The sequence below is a fragment of the Paenibacillus sp. FSL H7-0350 genome (genome assembly GCF_038593195.1).
Lineage (GTDB): Bacteria > Bacillota > Bacilli > Paenibacillales > Paenibacillaceae > Paenibacillus_AQ.
Genome location: NZ_CP151972.1, coordinates 64,326 through 80,983 on the forward strand (window position 1 = coordinate 64,326; position 16,658 = coordinate 80,983).

The 16,658-nt window shown below is 51.9% G+C and carries 20 protein-coding genes; 15 read left to right on the forward strand and 5 right to left on the reverse strand.

The window, feature by feature from the left end; all coding sequences use genetic code 11:
- Positions 1-53 precede the first annotated feature (53 nt).
- Positions 54-671, reverse strand: a complete 618-nt coding sequence (locus NYE24_RS00330; protein WP_036695064.1) for a nitroreductase family protein — start codon at positions 669-671, stop codon at positions 54-56.
- A 324-nt stretch (positions 672-995) separates the two neighbouring features.
- Here NYE24_RS00330 and NYE24_RS00335 point away from each other — a divergent pair, with 324 nt between their 5' ends.
- The 14 genes from NYE24_RS00335 (at position 996) to NYE24_RS00400 (ending at position 11,469) form a co-directional block, all read left to right on the forward strand.
- Entirely contained in the window at positions 996-1,433 is a 438-nt protein-coding gene (locus NYE24_RS00335; protein ID WP_036695063.1) for a DUF1641 domain-containing protein, read from the forward strand.
- 31 nt (positions 1,434-1,464) lie between these two features.
- A complete protein-coding gene (locus tag NYE24_RS00340; protein ID WP_036695062.1) occupies positions 1,465-2,643 on the forward strand; it encodes an NAD(P)/FAD-dependent oxidoreductase in 1,179 nt (392 codons plus the stop codon).
- 165 nt (positions 2,644-2,808) lie between these two features.
- The gene (locus tag NYE24_RS00345; protein ID WP_036695061.1) at positions 2,809-3,438 is read left to right on the forward strand and encodes an SGNH/GDSL hydrolase family protein; all 630 of its coding nucleotides are present in this window, start codon (positions 2,809-2,811) and stop codon (positions 3,436-3,438) included.
- Positions 3,439-3,473: 35 nt separating this feature from the next.
- Entirely contained in the window at positions 3,474-3,626 is a 153-nt protein-coding gene (locus NYE24_RS00350; protein WP_342477762.1) for a hypothetical protein, read from the forward strand.
- Between the two features lie 122 nt (positions 3,627-3,748).
- Positions 3,749-4,048 carry a hypothetical protein gene (locus tag NYE24_RS00355; protein WP_036695060.1) on the forward strand — a complete coding sequence of 100 codons (300 nt, stop codon included), beginning with the start codon at positions 3,749-3,751 and terminating at the stop codon, positions 4,046-4,048.
- 88 nt (positions 4,049-4,136) lie between these two features.
- Entirely contained in the window at positions 4,137-4,298 is a 162-nt protein-coding gene (locus NYE24_RS00360) for a hypothetical protein (RefSeq protein ID WP_156949628.1), read from the forward strand.
- 80 nt (positions 4,299-4,378) lie between these two features.
- Positions 4,379-5,125: a type I methionyl aminopeptidase gene (gene map / locus NYE24_RS00365; protein WP_036695059.1), complete on the forward strand. Its 747-nt coding sequence runs from the start codon at positions 4,379-4,381 to the stop codon at positions 5,123-5,125.
- 81 nt (positions 5,126-5,206) lie between these two features.
- Entirely contained in the window at positions 5,207-5,566 is a 360-nt protein-coding gene (locus NYE24_RS00370; RefSeq protein WP_051493478.1) for a carboxymuconolactone decarboxylase family protein, read from the forward strand.
- A 107-nt stretch (positions 5,567-5,673) separates the two neighbouring features.
- The gene (locus NYE24_RS00375) at positions 5,674-6,096 is read left to right on the forward strand and encodes an Rrf2 family transcriptional regulator (RefSeq protein ID WP_036695058.1); all 423 of its coding nucleotides are present in this window, start codon (positions 5,674-5,676) and stop codon (positions 6,094-6,096) included.
- A 390-nt stretch (positions 6,097-6,486) separates the two neighbouring features.
- Positions 6,487-7,035 carry a GNAT family N-acetyltransferase gene (locus NYE24_RS00380; protein ID WP_036695057.1) on the forward strand — a complete coding sequence of 183 codons (549 nt, stop codon included), beginning with the start codon at positions 6,487-6,489 and terminating at the stop codon, positions 7,033-7,035.
- 29 nt (positions 7,036-7,064) lie between these two features.
- On the forward strand, positions 7,065-7,460 hold the full coding sequence (locus tag NYE24_RS00385; protein ID WP_036695056.1) for a hypothetical protein: 396 nt from the start codon (positions 7,065-7,067) through the stop codon (positions 7,458-7,460).
- Positions 7,461-7,490: 30 nt separating this feature from the next.
- Complete coding sequence (locus NYE24_RS00390; RefSeq protein WP_342477763.1) at positions 7,491-8,156, forward strand: DUF4085 family protein; 666 nt, start codon at positions 7,491-7,493, stop codon at positions 8,154-8,156.
- 234 nt (positions 8,157-8,390) lie between these two features.
- Entirely contained in the window at positions 8,391-9,257 is an 867-nt protein-coding gene (locus NYE24_RS00395; protein ID WP_036695054.1) for a VOC family protein, read from the forward strand.
- Between the two features lie 181 nt (positions 9,258-9,438).
- Positions 9,439-11,469 (forward strand): Na+/H+ antiporter, encoded by a 2,031-nt coding sequence (locus tag NYE24_RS00400; RefSeq protein ID WP_076154646.1) that lies wholly within the window; start codon positions 9,439-9,441, stop codon positions 11,467-11,469.
- Positions 11,470-11,673: 204 nt separating this feature from the next.
- Here NYE24_RS00400 and NYE24_RS00405 read toward each other — a convergent pair whose 3' ends face one another.
- The 3 genes from NYE24_RS00405 to NYE24_RS00415 form a co-directional block, all read right to left on the reverse strand.
- Positions 11,674-12,111: a threonine/serine exporter family protein gene (locus NYE24_RS00405; RefSeq protein ID WP_036695052.1), complete on the reverse strand. Its 438-nt coding sequence runs from the start codon at positions 12,109-12,111 to the stop codon at positions 11,674-11,676.
- Positions 12,112-12,138: 27 nt separating this feature from the next.
- Entirely contained in the window at positions 12,139-12,906 is a 768-nt protein-coding gene (locus NYE24_RS00410; protein ID WP_036695051.1) for a threonine/serine exporter family protein, read from the reverse strand.
- Between the two features lie 150 nt (positions 12,907-13,056).
- On the reverse strand, positions 13,057-13,638 hold the full coding sequence (locus NYE24_RS00415) for a YitT family protein (protein ID WP_036695050.1): 582 nt from the start codon (positions 13,636-13,638) through the stop codon (positions 13,057-13,059).
- Positions 13,639-13,727: 89 nt separating this feature from the next.
- Here NYE24_RS00415 and NYE24_RS00420 point away from each other — a divergent pair, with 89 nt between their 5' ends.
- Positions 13,728-13,976 (forward strand): hypothetical protein, encoded by a 249-nt coding sequence (locus NYE24_RS00420; protein ID WP_342477764.1) that lies wholly within the window; start codon positions 13,728-13,730, stop codon positions 13,974-13,976.
- A 69-nt stretch (positions 13,977-14,045) separates the two neighbouring features.
- Here NYE24_RS00420 and NYE24_RS00425 read toward each other — a convergent pair whose 3' ends face one another.
- The gene (locus NYE24_RS00425) at positions 14,046-16,481 is read right to left on the reverse strand and encodes a glycosyl transferase (protein ID WP_342477765.1); all 2,436 of its coding nucleotides are present in this window, start codon (positions 16,479-16,481) and stop codon (positions 14,046-14,048) included.
- Positions 16,482-16,658 lie beyond the last annotated feature (177 nt).

Below are 16,658 nucleotides of genomic sequence, written 5' to 3' on the forward strand. Positions count from 1 at the left end.
CAGGATGATATAGATAAGGGTCTTTCGGCAGATTAGCCGGAAGACCCTTTTTATTAGATAAATTCAACAAACTCATTAACCGGCTTGCGGTAGCCGCGCGGTCTGATCTTGTGCTGGTTATCCTTGCCGATCGTAATCAGCATCACCGGAACCATATGGTCGCCGAGACCGAGTGTAGCCTTCACTGCCTCCGGATCGAAGCCGATCATCGGGCAGGTATCCCAGCCCTTATCCTTGGCAATCAGCATGAATTGCATCGCCGACAGAGAAGCATTGCGGATCGCTTCATCCCGCTGGAACGCATCATTCCCGGTATAAGCATCGTTGATGGATTGAATGGTTTGCTCGTAAGCATCCTCGCTCATCGCTCCCAGCAGCTTAAGCCCGCTATAGATTTCAGGAGCCTGCAGATAGGCATTCTTGTCACCCAGTACCACAATAACAGCCGATGCGGTGTGGATCTTGTATTGACCATACGCGTCCTTGCGGATGGCTTCCTTCACGCTGTCATCGCTGATCACCTTGTAATGGGCGTGCTGAAGATTATAAGCTGAGGGAGCCAAACGGGCCAGGGAGAACATCTCTTCGAGCTCACTCTGCGGGATGGTAACACCTTCCACGAAATTATTAGCCGATCTGCGGGATTGCACCAATTCGGAAAAAGTACTCATAAATCATTACCTCCATCTAATTATGTATGCTGCTTAGTTAAAATTAATTGCTAATATTAATTAATAAACTTACATTAAGTTACTTGCTTAAGATATCACGACTCTTTGCATACGTCAATGAGCAAATACATAATAATTTGTAAATTTAACCTGATTAAATAACTGAGTTCGATAAAATCGATAAGGAAGTGATAATAATCACAAAAATAGGTTGAAAAGACAAAAAGATTGTGACAATAATAACAAATAGAGTGTTATAATAGTCACATAGTTTCACTTGGATGTCATTATGCAAGAATACGATTTGTAAAAGGAGACTTCGATATGTCAGAAACCGTTACCCAAAATCTTCCTGAACAAGAAATACCAGAAGCTGCCCTTCCCAAAGAGGATGTGCTGAAAGAGCTTTTGAAGCCGGAGGTTCAGCAATCTCTGATGGCACTGGTCGAGCAGTTGCCGCAGATCACACAAATGGTCAGTGTATTGTCCAAATCACTAGATTTTGTGCAGTCGGTTGCCACGGATGAAGTACTTAAGAATGATACAGTCGGTGCGATCAAGGAAATGGCGGGTCCTGTGGTGGGCACTGCCAAGAATCTGGCGGCTACTGTCATTGAAGCGAAAGACCGCGCGGATGCAAGCAGTGAAACCATCAGCCTGTTCGGCATGATGAAGATGATCAAGGACCCGCAGGTGCAGAAGGCTCTCCGGTTCATGAATGCTTATCTACAGGTCAGCGGTGAACGTCAATCGGGCAAATAAGCCCGTAATACTTAATGATGGAGGAATGATCATGTCAAAACATATAGTGATTCTAGGTGCAGGCTACGGCGGCTTGCTAAGTGCCTTAACCGTTCGTAAATATATGAGCAAAGCGGAAGCCAAAATTACGGTAGTCAATCAGTATCCGACTCACCAGATTATTACGGAATTGCACCGGCTTGCAGCGGGCAGTGCGTCTGAACAGGCGGTTGCCATGCCGCTGGCGAAGCTGTTCGCCGGTAAAGATATTGATCTGAAAATCGCCAAGGTCAATTCGTTCTCCGCAGAGAACAAGCAGATTATTCTCTCGGACGGCGTCATGCTGACTTATGATGCTCTCGTTGTCGGTCTGGGCAGCACGACAGCATACTTTGGTATTCCGGGACTTGAAGAGTACAGCATGGTGCTGAAATCAGCAGCAGATGCGCTCCGGATTCGCCGGCATATTGAAGACCGGATTCGTGACTATTCCAAAACCCGCAACGCAGCAGATGCTACGATTCTGATCGGAGGCGGCGGATTGACCGGGGTAGAGCTGGTAGGCGAAATCGCCGACATTCTGCCCAAGCTGACGAAGCAATATGGAGTGAATCCTGCTGAGATCAAGCTTCTGCTCGTTGAAGCGGGTCCGAAGATTCTCCCCGTCCTGCCGGATCATCTGATTGAGCGCGCTACAGCCAGTCTGGAGAAGCGCGGGGTGCAGTTCCTGACCGGTCTTCCGGTTACGAAGGTGGCCGACAATACGATTGATCTGAAGGATGGGCAGCAGATTGTGGCGAACACCTTCGTCTGGACCGGCGGGGTACAGGGCAATCCGCTGGTTGGCGAATCTGGTCTTGAAGTCAACCGCGGCCGGGCCACGGTGAATGAGTTCCTGCAGTCCACTTCGCACCCTAATGTATTTGTAGCCGGAGACAGCGCTGTTGTCTTTGCACCGGATGGCCGTCCTTATCCGCCGACGGCACAGATCGCCTGGCAGATGGGTGAGCTGATCGGCTACAATCTGTTCGCTCATCTTAATGATAAACCGCAGGAAGCCTTCAGCCCGGTCAATTCCGGCACACTCGCCAGCCTAGGACGCAAAGACGGGGTAGCCATTGTCGGCGGTAACTCCACTCCGCTGAAGGGGCTGCCGGCTACACTGATGAAGGAAGCCAGCAATATCCGTTACTTGACTCATATCCATGGCTTGTTCAGTCTGGCCTATTAATCTCTTATCCTAAGATCCCCCTAGGGCTGTCATATGGCAGTCTTAGGGGGTTTTCTGATTTAAAATAAGGAATAATTTTCAATTAAAACGTGTCCGCAGGAAAATCTATTTGCTATAATGATCATGTTTACATAATACAGATATTTTCATAGGAGGATTTCAGGCATGCCATTTCAAAAGAACGATATCATCCTGTTCCAGGGGGATAGCATCACGGATTGTGGACGCAATTACGCCGATGCCTCTTCGCTGGGTGTAGGTTACGCGCTGATGGCGGGCGCCCGGCTTGGCCTTCAGTATGCAGAGAAGAATCTTACGTTCCTGAACCGCGGAGTCAGCGGCAACCGGGCGGTCGACCTGCAGGAGCGCTGGGAGAGGGATTGTCTTGGGCTGAAGCCAACCTGGGTATCTATTTATATTGGAATAAATGATACCTGGCGGTGGTATGATTCCGGGCAGGAGACTACAGCGGCTGAATTCGAGTCGTCCTACCGTGATCTGATTGAACGGACCAAGCAGCATCTGGATGCCAAGCTGGTGCTGGTAGAGCCGTTCGTATTGCCGGTGCCGGTAGACCGCAAGGGCTGGCGTCAGGACTTGGACCCCAAAATTCACGTAGTTCGTGAGCTGGCCCGTGAATACGGCGCTGTACTCGTGCCGTTGGATGGTCTGTTCGCAGCGGCATCCGTCAAGGCTGAACCTGCCTACTGGGCGGCGGATGGCGTGCACCCTTCGCCTGCGGGACATGCCTTAATCGCCGATGCCTGGATGAAGGCCGTAGGTGCAATAAGCTAAAGTGGAGTTCAGCGGGAGATTGAGCCGCGCAATTATTGCCTATTGAGATCACCGTACTCACCGGTTCCAGCGTCTGCGGGGGCCGGTTTTTTGACGTCTGCCTGACAGACGCCTTGCTGCTGAACGGCAGGAAGGAGGCGTTCATTTCACTCTGCGTAGTAAGACTGTTATACTTAGAAGATACATAAGATTTGGAGGTGGAACCCATTAGGCGGTTGCTGCTGATTCTGCCTGCCCTTCTGGTTGTTCTATTACAGAGAGGGCTCCTTTTGAATCCAAGAGATTCAGTGATGAGGAGTTCATCCAGACGATGGCTGCGGCCGTGAATTCAAGCAAGCGTATTGCCGGCGAACTGGATTATGATGCAGATTTCCGCATGAAGCTGGTCTACGATGACGGCTATACAGAAGATTACATTCTGGGTCTGGGCCGGGAGGAAGGGAACAGCGGACTTCTGCTGTCTGCTGAGCGCAGCGGGACGGGGTATACCGTATCCGCCAGTAATGCCGACAAGCTGCACAAGCTGATCTTCAACGGAGGAGGACTGGTCTGTTCCTTCTCCTCTGGCAGGGCGGAGCTGGAGCGGGCAATTCCGGCTGCTTCTTACTGATGAACAGGGCGAGGCCATCGGAACGTTTGCGCTGAGCCGGCATTTCACCGGAGAGCTGCGGTTCGGCGATCTGTTCCAGATTCAGTTCGTGGATTACAACGGGGACGGCAATCCCGACTTTACAATAGGCCAATATGGTTCGGGCCACGGTTCAGTATTCAAGCTGAAGCAATATATTAATTCGCTTGGGAAGCAGGTGGAGACAACCTATCGCTGGGATGGATCTGCTTTTCAGGAGGCTGCCAAGTAGAGACGCTGGAACCATTAGGTGCCGGGCTGCACAGGATGAAGAATCGGGGAGCTTTCGAATACGAGAGGATAGTGGATAGAATGACGAGCGAGACGCTCCAGGATATGCAAGGACTGAAAGCGGCGGGTGCAGTGGTAGGCCACACCATCGCGGAGATGAAGAAAAGTGTAGTTCCCGGAATGACGACTGCGGAGCTGGATGAAGTGGGTGCGAAGATTCTGAACCATTTTGGCGCAAAATCTGCTCCAAAGGTAACCTACAACTTCCCTGGAACGACCTGTATCAGTGTGAATGAAGAGGTGGCGCATGGAATTCCGGGACAACGCGTCATTCAGGCCGGAGATCTGATCAATATTGATGTCTCTGCCGAGCTGAACGGTTATTTTGGCGATGCCGGGGTATCGTTTCAGCTGCCTCCTTATAATGAGAAGCTGGTTCACCTCTGCCGGAGTACGGAAGAGACTATGATGAGCGTGATTAATCATCTCCGGGCGGGTATGAAGGTTAACGAGATCGGCCGGGTTATGGAGTCGGAAGCACGGAAGCGCGGCTATAAAGTAGTGCGTAACCTGTGCAGCCACGGCATCGGCAAAGCGTTGCATGAGAAGCCGTTTGAGATTCTGCCCTTCTATAATCCGCGTGTGACGACCGTGCTCAAAGAAGGCCAGGTCATTACCATCGAGCCGTTTCTGTCCACAGGCACTGATTTTGTAGAGCAGCAGCCGGATGGTTGGACGCTCAGCGTTGCCGACAACAGCCGTGTGGCCCAGTTTGAGCATACCATTGTGGTCACCAAGGGCAAGCCGATTATTCTAACCAGTGCGTGAAGATATATAGGAATATTTAACAGTTGTAATGTATGCATTACGCAAGAAACCCTCATACTAAAGATGATGTTATGATATGGGATGCAAGAATCTTTTTCCAAAATCGGAGGGTTCATTAAAGTGGATAATGTACCGCAAGTCAGTCATGCCTTTATGACATTTATGAAGGAAGCGCCGGAGCAGCAGAAGGCCCTTGGCGAAATTGTGAAGAAACTGGATGCCGCAAGCAGTCTGGATGCCAAAACCGAGGAGATTGCCTATATTTCCGTACTCGCGGCGGTTAGGCTGGAGAGCGGGCTTCCCTTCCATGTCAAGCATGCCAAAGCGCTCGGCGCAACCCGTGACGAGATTATCAGCGCAGTGCTGCTGCCTCTTCCGGCGGTAGGCAATGTGGTGATTCAGGCCCTGCCGGTGGCATTGCAGGCTTATGACAGTGAATAGTGTTCTGTTGTCTGCAAACTCCCCGCGGGATTGACAATTGCTCGAAATGTAACTATTATAGTTGCATCTGGCGGAAGTTTTCCGGCCAGTGTGAAGGAGTGATTGTTATGAACATTAGCACGCGGTTTGCGGTGGCTATTCATATTCTAACCTTAATCGACAGCAACAAAGACGGCAAAAGCACCTCCGAGTGGATCGCCGGCAGCGTGAATACGAACCCCGTAGTGATTCGCCGCCTAACGGGTATGCTTAATAAGGCAGGACTTGTGGAGGTACGTCCCGGTGTGGCTGGAGCGAAGCTTGCCCGCAGTGCAGCTGATATTACGCTGCTGCAGATTTACAAAGCGGTGAATGCGGTGGAAGAGGACTCCCTGTTCTCTGTCCATGAGCATCCGAACCCGGAGTGTCCGGTAGGCAAGAACATTGCAGGCGCTATTGTTCCAGTGTTCTCTCTTGCCCAGAAGGCGATGGAGAATGTGCTGCAGGAGGTCACCCTGGACCAGATTGTACATCAGATTCCTGTGGCTTGAGACTGGTTCTGATGCAAGTAAATTTAAGGAAACCTTCAGCCCCGTTTTATGTTTTTTTAAGGTTCGGGGAGTATAGTGAAGTTCTCCACCCCCCAGTGGAACCATTTGTGGAAGACCCCGCCGTGCCTCGGCAGGGTCTTTCTTTTTGCTGCCAGATATATTCATTCATTTTCATTAAACCTTTATGTGTTTTTCATCTGGCCTTAAGCTTCGCTCAGTATAGTAGACCCATGACCCCCTTACAATAGACTTTGGCCCTGCCGGTTACCGGCGGGGCCACTTTTTTGATTGATGAGCTGCTGGCTTGGTATTAACTTTACACGGCAATTTCTATCGTTTAGACTGACACATATGTGATAGGACTACAGGAATATAAGGAGTGATCTCATAATGATTCTTTTTCAGAACGGGGACCTCAGTGTCCGCAGGCTGGAACAGCAAGATGCGCCGCTGCTCGTAAGGTGGCTCTCGGACCCGGAGGTGCTGGAGTATTACGGGGGCCGTGACCTTCCGCATGATCAGGAGCTGGTGCAGACGACTTTTTATATTCATGAGGAAGAGGAGATTCATCGGGCAATTGTGCAGTTCAAAGGCAGGGACATAGGCTATATCCAGTTCTATCCTGTCGGAAGGGAAGAGCTAATAGAGTACGGTTACGCAGAGTATATGGGAAAAGTCTACGGTATGGATCAATTCATCGGTGAGCCGCAGAGCTGGAACCAGGGCATTGGTTCCTTATTAGTAGGCGGGATGGTGAAGCATCTGATTGAAGCGGAGCAGGCAGACCTGATTGTCATGGACCCGCAGTGCTGGAATCACCGGGCACTTAGAGTCTACGAGAAAAACGGGTTTATCCGCAGCAAGCTTTTACCGGAGCATGAACTACATGAAGGAGAATGGAGAGACTGTTGGCTCCTTACGTATAAGGCTGCGAATTAATCTAACATACATATAAGGAGATACTGTACATGAAGAATCAATATACCATTCTTGGAGCTGCTCTGATTCTGGGCCTGTGTCTGGTTGCCAGCAGCTTCGTAATCGGTGATCGGATTAGGGCGGGTTATGAGATGCAGCTGCTGACACCTGCCGGAGCGCAGAGTGGAACTCAAGCTGAGGAACATCCGTTATTGACACTTGCAGAGACTGCACAGTTCCTGCGTCTGAGTGAAGATCAGGTGAAGAACATTATGAAGGCGGAGAATGCAATGTTGCGCAATGACGGACCCTTCGAGGGGATGAAGCTCCCATATCTCAAGGTAGATAATGAGTTCCTGTTCAATAAGCAGCAGTTAACCGTCTGGGTTCTGGCTGCTTCACAGGAGCACAGGGTATACATGGGGGAGAAGCTGGCCGGGAATTAAGGATCGCAACAGAGTGGAGGAAGCGGCAGAATGAAATTTTTCACGATACCCTGGTATGAAGAAATGCAGGTGCGCGGGTTCATGGTCTTCCCGGAGACGGAGCAGGATTGGGTGGAGGATGTGGCCTGGCATGTGGCGGAAGGGATCAGCTATGAGGAGCGGGCCAAGGATTTTCTGGAATATATGAAAAAAGATCTGCTGAAATATCTTCCCGGGTACTTCCACGCCTCGATACATGACGGAACGATAAATTCCACCTATCCTGCGTCTGAGTTCAAGGAACGGGCCTTGCAGTGGGGCAGGGAATATGATGAACGGTTGCAAGCGCTTTTCAGGGAATACCGGAAAGGGTACGAAACCATTAAGAATGAACTCCCGGAGGGCGCCGTACAATTAGCCGAGAAGAGTCTGCATGATGCCAGAGTAATCTCCTATGCCATGCCTGCAGAAAATGTGCTTGAGATAATTCTGGACTGCGGCGGGGCGATGCATTACCAGTGTGAGATTAAGCTAACGTTCAGCGGTGTGAGCGGACTGCACTTGACGGAACCGCTTGAGAAGAAATATTGGCTGTATGACGAGATCTATGCCGCGGAGCAGGGGTTCGAGCTACGAGTTCTGATGGATTCCCCGCCAAGTGAACTAATAATTACTGCACAGGATGTATCGATAGAGATCTTTGGTGAACCTAAATAACGGAATGACTGCTTCGGAGTCTGGCCTGTTGGCTGGGCTTTTTTGTTGGACATGATCTGTATTGTAAAAGTAATTGACAAACATATAGAATGCTACTATTATTAAGTAAGTTAGTATGTAACGGAAATTGAAATTACCTTTGCATGGAGATGATAGTAACAGTTAACACTAACCGTTATTATGCACCGGAGATTGTATTTGAATTAGCATATATTCATTTCAGGAGGGATTCCTATGACAGCAACAGCTATATTACCGCAAGCACTGGAAATTGGACTTGTACAGATCCGCGTAAGTAATTTGGAGCGCTCGCTCAGCTTTTATCAGAATGTGATCGGACTGAAGATTCTGCGGCAGCAAGGGCGCACGGCAGAGCTGACGGCAGACGGCCGGCAGGTGCTGCTGGTTCTGCGGGAGATTGAACAGGCTCAGGTGCTGCGCCGGAACTCTGTGGCCGGACTGTACCATTTTGCGATTCTACTGCCGGACCGGCCCTCTCTGGGACTGGTGCTGCGCAATCTGATCGACTCGGGGATATCGGTGGGCCAGGGGGATCACCTGGTCAGCGAAGCCTTGTACATTGAGGACCCTGATCATAACGGCATCGAGCTGTACCGCGACCGGCCCCGTGACACCTGGAAGTATGAAGCAACAGGCAATGTGGTCATGACTACAGATCCGGTGGATGTGGATGGTCTGCTCGCTGCCTCGGAAGGACTGAGCTGGACCGGGCTACCTGCCGGTACTGTAATGGGCCATGTTCACTTCCATGTGGGCGATCTGGCAGAGGCCAAGAAATTCTACGTGGATGCGCTTGGATTCACAGTGACCGCTCATTACGGCGATGCGGCTATGTTCATCTCGGCTGGAGGCTATCATCATCATATGGGACTGAATACCTGGGCTGGCAAGGGGGCTCCGGCGGCTCCGGCGAATGCGGCGGGCATTGATTATTTTACACTGCTGCTCCCGGACATTCAGGATGTGCATGAAGTCGCTGATCGTGTGAAGCGTGCCGGGTACCGTGTGGAAGAAGAGGGCGGTATCGTCACTCTAAGGGACCCGTGGAATATAGGCATACAGCTGCTAGTGAAACGCTAAAATAACAGGACAGACAGCATCGAATTACTATCTACTGCTAGACCAGCGGCGGAAGCCATGAATGATAAGGCAACGGAAGGTACGGGCGGAGAATTGTAATTTCCGCGGTGCCTTCCGTTTGTTGACGTTAGCCGGGTCATTGCAATATTATAATTGATTATCAGACGGGGAGATGATGGGCTTGGAGACTTTTCTGGCTGTGCTGTTAATGCTTGGATTAATCGCCGTATCGAATATCTTGAACCGCTTCATTCCGTTTGTCCCGGTTCCCCTGATTCAGATAGGACTTGGAATCATTGCTGCACTCATTCCGACGGGAATACATATGCACTTCGAGCCTGAGCTGTTTTTTGTATTATTCATCGCTCCGCTGCTCTTCAATGACGGGCGGCGGACACCGCGCGGTGAGCTGTGGAACCTTAGGGCACCGATTCTGCTGCTGGCACTGGGACTTGTGTTTGTTACGGTATTTGTAGCGGGCTATGCGATTAACTGGATGATTCCCTCGATTCCGCTGGCGGCCTCCTTCGCACTGGCGGCTATTCTGTCTCCTACCGATGCGGTAGCGGTGAGTGCGCTGGCTGGAAGGGTTCATCTTCCCAAAAGCATCCACCGGATTCTCGAAGGAGAATCGCTGATGAACGATGCCTCCGGCCTCGTCGCCTTTAAATTTGCGATTGCAGCCATGGTTACCGGCGTGTTCTCTCTGCCTAAGGCCTCGCTCAGCTTTGTGCTGATTGCCGCAGGGGGACTGCTGCTTGGTGCAGTGCTGTCGTTCCTGCTGATCCGGCTCAGCGTGTTCATCCGCAGATTCGGCATGGAGGATGTGACCATTCATGTCCTGCTGCAGATCCTTACCCCGTTCATTATTTATCTGATCAGCGAGGAGATCGGGGTCTCGGGTATCCTGGCCGTGGTGGCAGGGGGAGTTATGTACGCCATTGAGAAGGACCGGGCAGTCTCTCCGCAATATAAGCTTCAGCTGGTATCCGCCAGTACCTGGTCAGTGCTGCTGCTGGTGCTGAACGGACTGGTCTTCCTGATTCTCGGTGTGTCCGTTCCGGATGTGATTGAGGTTATTTACCGGGATCAGACGCTGAATAACTTCATGGTGGCCGGCTATGTTCTGGCGATCACGGCGCTGCTGATTGTGCTGCGGTTTCTGTGGGTCTATGGGTACTCCTTATGGGAGAGCAAGCGGCTGAAGGCAGAGAAGGCTCCGCTCAAGTCACAGATTATTACGTCGATCTCAGGGGTGCGTGGAGCGGTAACCCTTGCGGGTGCCTTCTCCATTCCGCTGGTGCTTGGGGACGGGGTGACACCTTTTCCAGAGCGGGATCTCATTATTGCGCTGGCAGCAGGTGTGATTCTGATGTCGCTGGTCATCGCCAGTATCTTCCTTCCGCTGCTTGCGGACAGTGAAGAGACTATAGTTCAGAACGCCGGAGTAGTGCACGGGAATGCGGAGCTGACGGCTAGAAATGTGGTCATTGACGCCGGGATGTCGATGCTGCGAAGCCTGGTCTCAGAGAGCCCGGAGCGTTCAACACAGCCTGTACTGCTGGAATTCACAGATAAGGTTGATAGGCTGTGTGCTGCAAGACCGGATCATGACCCGGCCCATGAGCAGTTCCTCCGTCTGGGAGTCGAGGCACGCAAGAGCGCGCTCGAAGCCGAACGCACAGAGCTGCGGCGGATTATGGAGAACGGGGCACTACCGGAGCCTGTTGCCGTGAAGATGGAGGAGCTGCTGGACCATACGGAGTCTCTGCTGTGCAAACGCCTGAATACACAGATTAAATTCTCTGTTACAGAAATTCAGCGCCTGTTCTCTGGTCTGTTCTCAGGTAAGTTCAGCGGAGAAGGAGGACAGCTCGCCCTGCAGAATGCCGAAAGTGCGCGGACGGCGAAGATTGCGATGTGCAAGGCGGCTGTATCGGCCGTTAGTGCAGGAATGAGTGACGAGAACCGGCTCGCCTCACAGAAGGTCATCGACAAGTACGAACGGCTGGAATCCAAGCTGGTGCAGGGGGAAGGCTGGAGTAATGACGGCGTACTGGATGATGACAAGCTGGAGCTGAAGCTGCAGGCAATTCAGGAGCAGCGGAATACCGTGCAGGAGATGTACCAGAACGGGGCGATTAATCTTAAGATTGCCGGCAGGCTGCGGCGGTTCGTGGATCAGCTCGAAACCTCCATCTGGGAGGATTAAGATCAGATCAAGTGGAAACGGCATTGCCGTCCTTTTAAGGACGGTACCGTTTCAGCGAGAAATATAAGGATAATGTATCGTGTGCAACATATAAATTCTTATATTTGTATAAAGCCCGCTTGCCGCAGGGACCCGGGGTCCTTGCGGCAAGCGGGCTTGTCTGTGCTGCCTGAAGGCTCAGGCTGTTATCTGTGGAATGGAGCGTTACGGTTGTTTGGGCAATTTCTTGATACGCAAAAACATCTGTCCGAGCACCTCGCTAAGCACCAGACCGGCCGCAATGGCTCCGGACAACAGGAGCGCCTGAACCCCAAACTGGATACCAAGGTTATTATCATTCTCCACGAACTTGCGCATGGCATCATACGCAAGACCGCCCGGCACAAGCGGGATGATGCCGCCGACACTGAAGATTATGACCGGCATCTTGAAGGAACGCGCAAAAAACTGGCTGATCAATCCGACCACAACGGTAGCACCGAAGGTTGCGACGACAGTATCGGAACTGTAATCCAGCAGCAGGTACAGCATCCAGCCGATCATTCCGGCGAAGCCGCATTGCAGCAGCGCGCGCACCGGTGCATTGAATAGAATGCAGAAGGTTGAGGCAGCGATGAAACTGGTGATCAATTGCAAAATCATGGCAGGACGACCTCTTTCAAATGGGTGTTAAAAAATCGACAGGACCAGCCCAATGCCGGTCCCGATGGCGAACGCAGTCAGAAAGGCGTCGGCCCCTTTGGAGATGCCGGATACCAGGTGACCGGCCATCAGGTCACGGACCGCATTGGTGATGAGCAGCCCCGGTACGAGCGGCATTACACAGCCGATGATAATCTTGTCCATCTCCCGTCCTACGCCGAACTTGACGGAGAAGAAGGCCAGCAGTCCGATAATGAAGGAAGCAATGAATTCCGCGAAGAAGCGGATCTGCACCAAGCGGTGAAGATAAGTGGCCGCTGCGAAGCCTGCACCGGAAATCAGCAGCGACGGCAGAGCATCCTGCAGGCTGCCCTTGAACATGACCGTGAAGCAAGCTCCGGTCAAGGCTGCCGCTGCGATCTGTACCCATACCGGGTAAGCATGGGCGGCGTCATCGACCACGCCCAGACGCTCCCGCGCTTCAGCGGCTGTCAGCTGACGTTCGGTCAGCCGCCTGGAGATGTCATTCACCTCGGATACTTTTTGCAGGTCTGTTGTCCGTTCGGCAATCCGGAACAGCTTCACCGGCTCTGTCCGGCTGGTGGTGAACATAATGACTGTCGGCGTGACGTAGCTATGCGCACCGGGGAAGCCGAGTGCCGCCGCCATCCGGCTCATGGTATCCTCCACACGGTAGGTCTCTGCACCGCTCTGCAGCATAATCTTGCCTGCCAGCAGGCACAGATCGATAATGTCATGTGTGGAAGTATTGTTATTCGTGCTTGTACTATCCAACTTCGTTGATCCTCCCCGGGAATGTTATCTATTCGATTGTCGCCTGAAAGTCTGAAAATTTCAACCTTTATTCCATAGCTTCCGGCAAATCCCGGGTTTTTATCAGCAATAGTACAGAAATCATGCTCCTTGCCGCATTATGTTTACCGGCTATTCCTCCAGTGTGCATAATCCTGTAGCCACCCCTCCTGCAATAATCGTCAGAATCGAATGGAAAAAGGTCTCCTTGGAGATCAGAATACCACCAGCCCCAATGATCAGGAAGTCCGTCAGGAAGATGATCAGGCCGACATTCAGCGGAAGATAGCGTTGGATGAATCTGGCCAGCAGGTCTGTTCCGCCTGTACTGGCTTTGAACCGCAGCATCAGCCCGAGTCCGCTGCCCATCAGGAAGCCGCCGATAATGGCGCTTGAAATGGAGCCCAGCTCAATATAGTACAGGAAATAATACTGGAGCGGGTAGAGCAGCTCGATCAGCAGGGAGGAAGCCAGCAGACCCAGAATACTGTTGTAAAAGATTTCCCGTTGCCGGAACCAGGCCAGCAGGAAGATAGGCAGACTGCATAGCATAATGCACAGTCCGATTTTGGCGCCGGAGATATAATTAATAATGAGGGCAATGCCGATAATTCCTCCATCGAGGATTTTATAGGGGACCAGGAAGAAGTTTGTTCCTGTTGCAATCAGCAGGCTGGCCAGCAGAATAATCACATAGCTTGGGAAGGATCTCATAGTCAACATCTCCGGAATTAAGGCATGTCTTAATCTTTATGCGCCTATCTGGAAAAAAATAGCTAAAATTTCTGCTCTGCCCGAATCAATTGACAATAAAGCAGGTGAAGTCTGAAATGGGTGATTTCTATAAAATACTGGAGACTGATATGGAGCTGCTGGCTGCTGCACTATCGGAGGTGCCGGTGGCAGTATTGCTGAAGAGCGGGACGGAGGAGCAGCTGGAGACGGGCCCGATTAGAGCCTACACACCGCAATCCGTGCGGATTCGCGGGTTATCCTACTGCCGGGAGCTGCATCAGTTCCGCATCCTTGCCCCGGGTTCCGCCTGTCCATAAACAAACAACCCGGCTGTACCGCCTTGGCGGACAACCGGGTTGTTATGCTTTTATAGGAGTGATAGATAATTAACCGAGAGTGACTACAACCTGGTGTACTGCACCGTCGCCCGCAGGAGCGATAATATTGCCTTCCACGGCAGCGCCGTCGAGGGTCAGGCTGGCTACGCCTTTGGAGACATGGTTAGGATTCTGGATTGAGATCACATAAGTGTCGCCGCGGAAGACGCGGGTAATCTCGAAGCCGTCCCACTCCGCAGGGATACAAGGGTCAACCTTGAGCCCGGCGAAGTCTGCCTGAATCCCCAGGATAGACTGGGTGATCGCTACATAGTTCCATGCGGCTGTACCTGTCAGCCAGGAGTTTTTCGCTTCCCCGTGACGTACGGCATCTTTACCGGCGATCATCTGGGAGTACACGTAAGGCTCCATACGGTGCACTTCGCTGATGTCCTCCAGGTAGGCCGGAGCGATTTTGCGGTAGATGTCAAAAGCTCTGTCGCCATGTCCAAGGACCGTCTCTGCAATCATGATCCACGGGTTGTTATGGCAGAAGATCCCGGCATTCTCTTTGTAGCCCGGAGGGTACGTGGAGATTTCACCTAAGTTCACATAGTATTTGGAATACGGAGGCTGCTGCAAAACGATACCATAGTCCGTATCCAGACGTTCCTGCACGGAAGTCAGGGCGCGGGCCGCTTCACCGTTCTCTACACCGATTCCGGCCATAACGCACATGCCTTGCGGCTCGATGAAGATCTGGCCTTCTTCGTTCTCCTTGCTGCCGATCTTGTCACCATAGTGGTCATAAGCGCGCAGGAACCAGTCGCCGTCGAAGCCGTGAGACAACGTGATGGCACTCATGTTCTCAATCTTGGCCACAGCGTCAGCGGCTACATCATCCAGTCCGCGCATCCGGCAGATCTCGGCATAGTCCGGTCCAACGAAGACGAACAGACCTGCGATGAACACAGATTCCGCTACGCCGCCTGCGATATTCTCCGTGGTCTGGAACGATTCTCCCGGTTCAGTAGAGAAGCAGTTCAGGTTCAGACAGTCATTCCAGTCCGCGCGTCCGATCAGCGGCAGGCCGTGAGGACCGAGGTTGTTCGTCACATGCTCGAAGCTCAGCTTCAGATGCTCGAACAAGGTTGCAGTGTGATCCGGATTGCTGTCAAAAGGAACCTGCTCATCGAGAATCGAATAGTCGCCGGTCTCCTTAATATAAGCTGCTGTACCGGAGATTAGCCAGAGCGGATCATCGTTGAAGCCGGAGCCGACTTCGTTGTTGCCCTTCTTGGTAAGCGGCTGGTACTGGTGATACGCGCTGCCGTCAGGGAACTGGGTAGCGGCGATATCGAGAATCCGTTCTCTGGCACGCTCAGGAATCTGGTGAACGAAGCCAAGCAAGTCCTGATTGGAGTCGCGGAAGCCCATACCGCGGCCAATTCCGGATTCGAAGTACGAAGCGGAACGGGACATGTTGAAGGTCACCATACACTGGTACGGATTCCAGATGTTCACCATCCGGTTCAGCTTGTCGTCACCGCTCTTAATCTGGTATTTCGACAGCAGGTTATCCCAGTGCGCAGCCAGAACCGTGAGGGCAGCATCCACCTGGGCGTCTGTAGCGAACTGATCAATGACAGCCTGAGCCGGCTTTTTGTTGATAACGTTCAGGGCTTCCCATTTCTCATCCTCAGGGTTCTCAATGTAGCCGAGCACGAAGATGAAGCTCTGGGCTTCGCCTGGCTCCAGCGTGATGTCAAGTGCGTGGGAGCCGATTGGCGACCAGCCGCTGGCGACAGAGTTAGTAGCCTCACCGGCAGCAACTGCCTGAGGAGCATCCAGACCATTATACATGCCCACGAAGGATTCGCGGTCCGTATCGAAGCCGGAAATTTCCTTATTTACAGAATAGAAGGCGTAGTGGTTTCTGCGCTCGCGGTATTCTGTTTTGTGATAAATGACAGAATCCTTCACTTCGACTTCGCCGGTGCTGAGGTTACGCTGGAAGTTGGTCATATCATCGTTGGCATTCCACAGACAGAACTCGGCAAAAGAGAAGAGCTTCACAGTCTTCTTCACATCACCCGTGTTCTTAACAATCAGACGGTGGACTTCCGCATTGTGGCCCATCGGTACAAAAGCAAGCTGATTCACAGAAATGCCGTTACGCTCTCCTGTAATGGAGGTGTAACCAAGACCATGGCGGCATTCGTAGAAATCGAGATCCCGCTTCACCGGCATCCAGCCCGGAGTCCAGAAGTCCCCGCCATCGTGCAGGTAGTAATAGCGGCCGCCGGTATCCAGCGGAATATTGTTATACCGGTAACGGGTAAGTCTTCTCATCCGCGCATCGCGGTAGAAGGTGTAACCCCCGGCAGTATTAGAGATTAGGCCGAAAAACTGCTCGTTGCCGAGGTAGTTAATCCAAGGATAAGGTGTTTTGGGGGTGTTGATTACATACTCTTTACGGGTGTCGTCAAAGGTTCCGAATTTCATGAGAGACAAGTCTCCTTTCGATTGTGAACGCGCGTTTACAGAGCGGAGAAAAAATTCCCTCGGGGCAAGGGATTTTTCAAAATATAAGAAATTATATGTTTCACATGATAACTTATCCTTCTATTTCTCGCTGAAACGGTACCGTCCTAAGGACGGCATAGCCGTTTCCACTTGGCA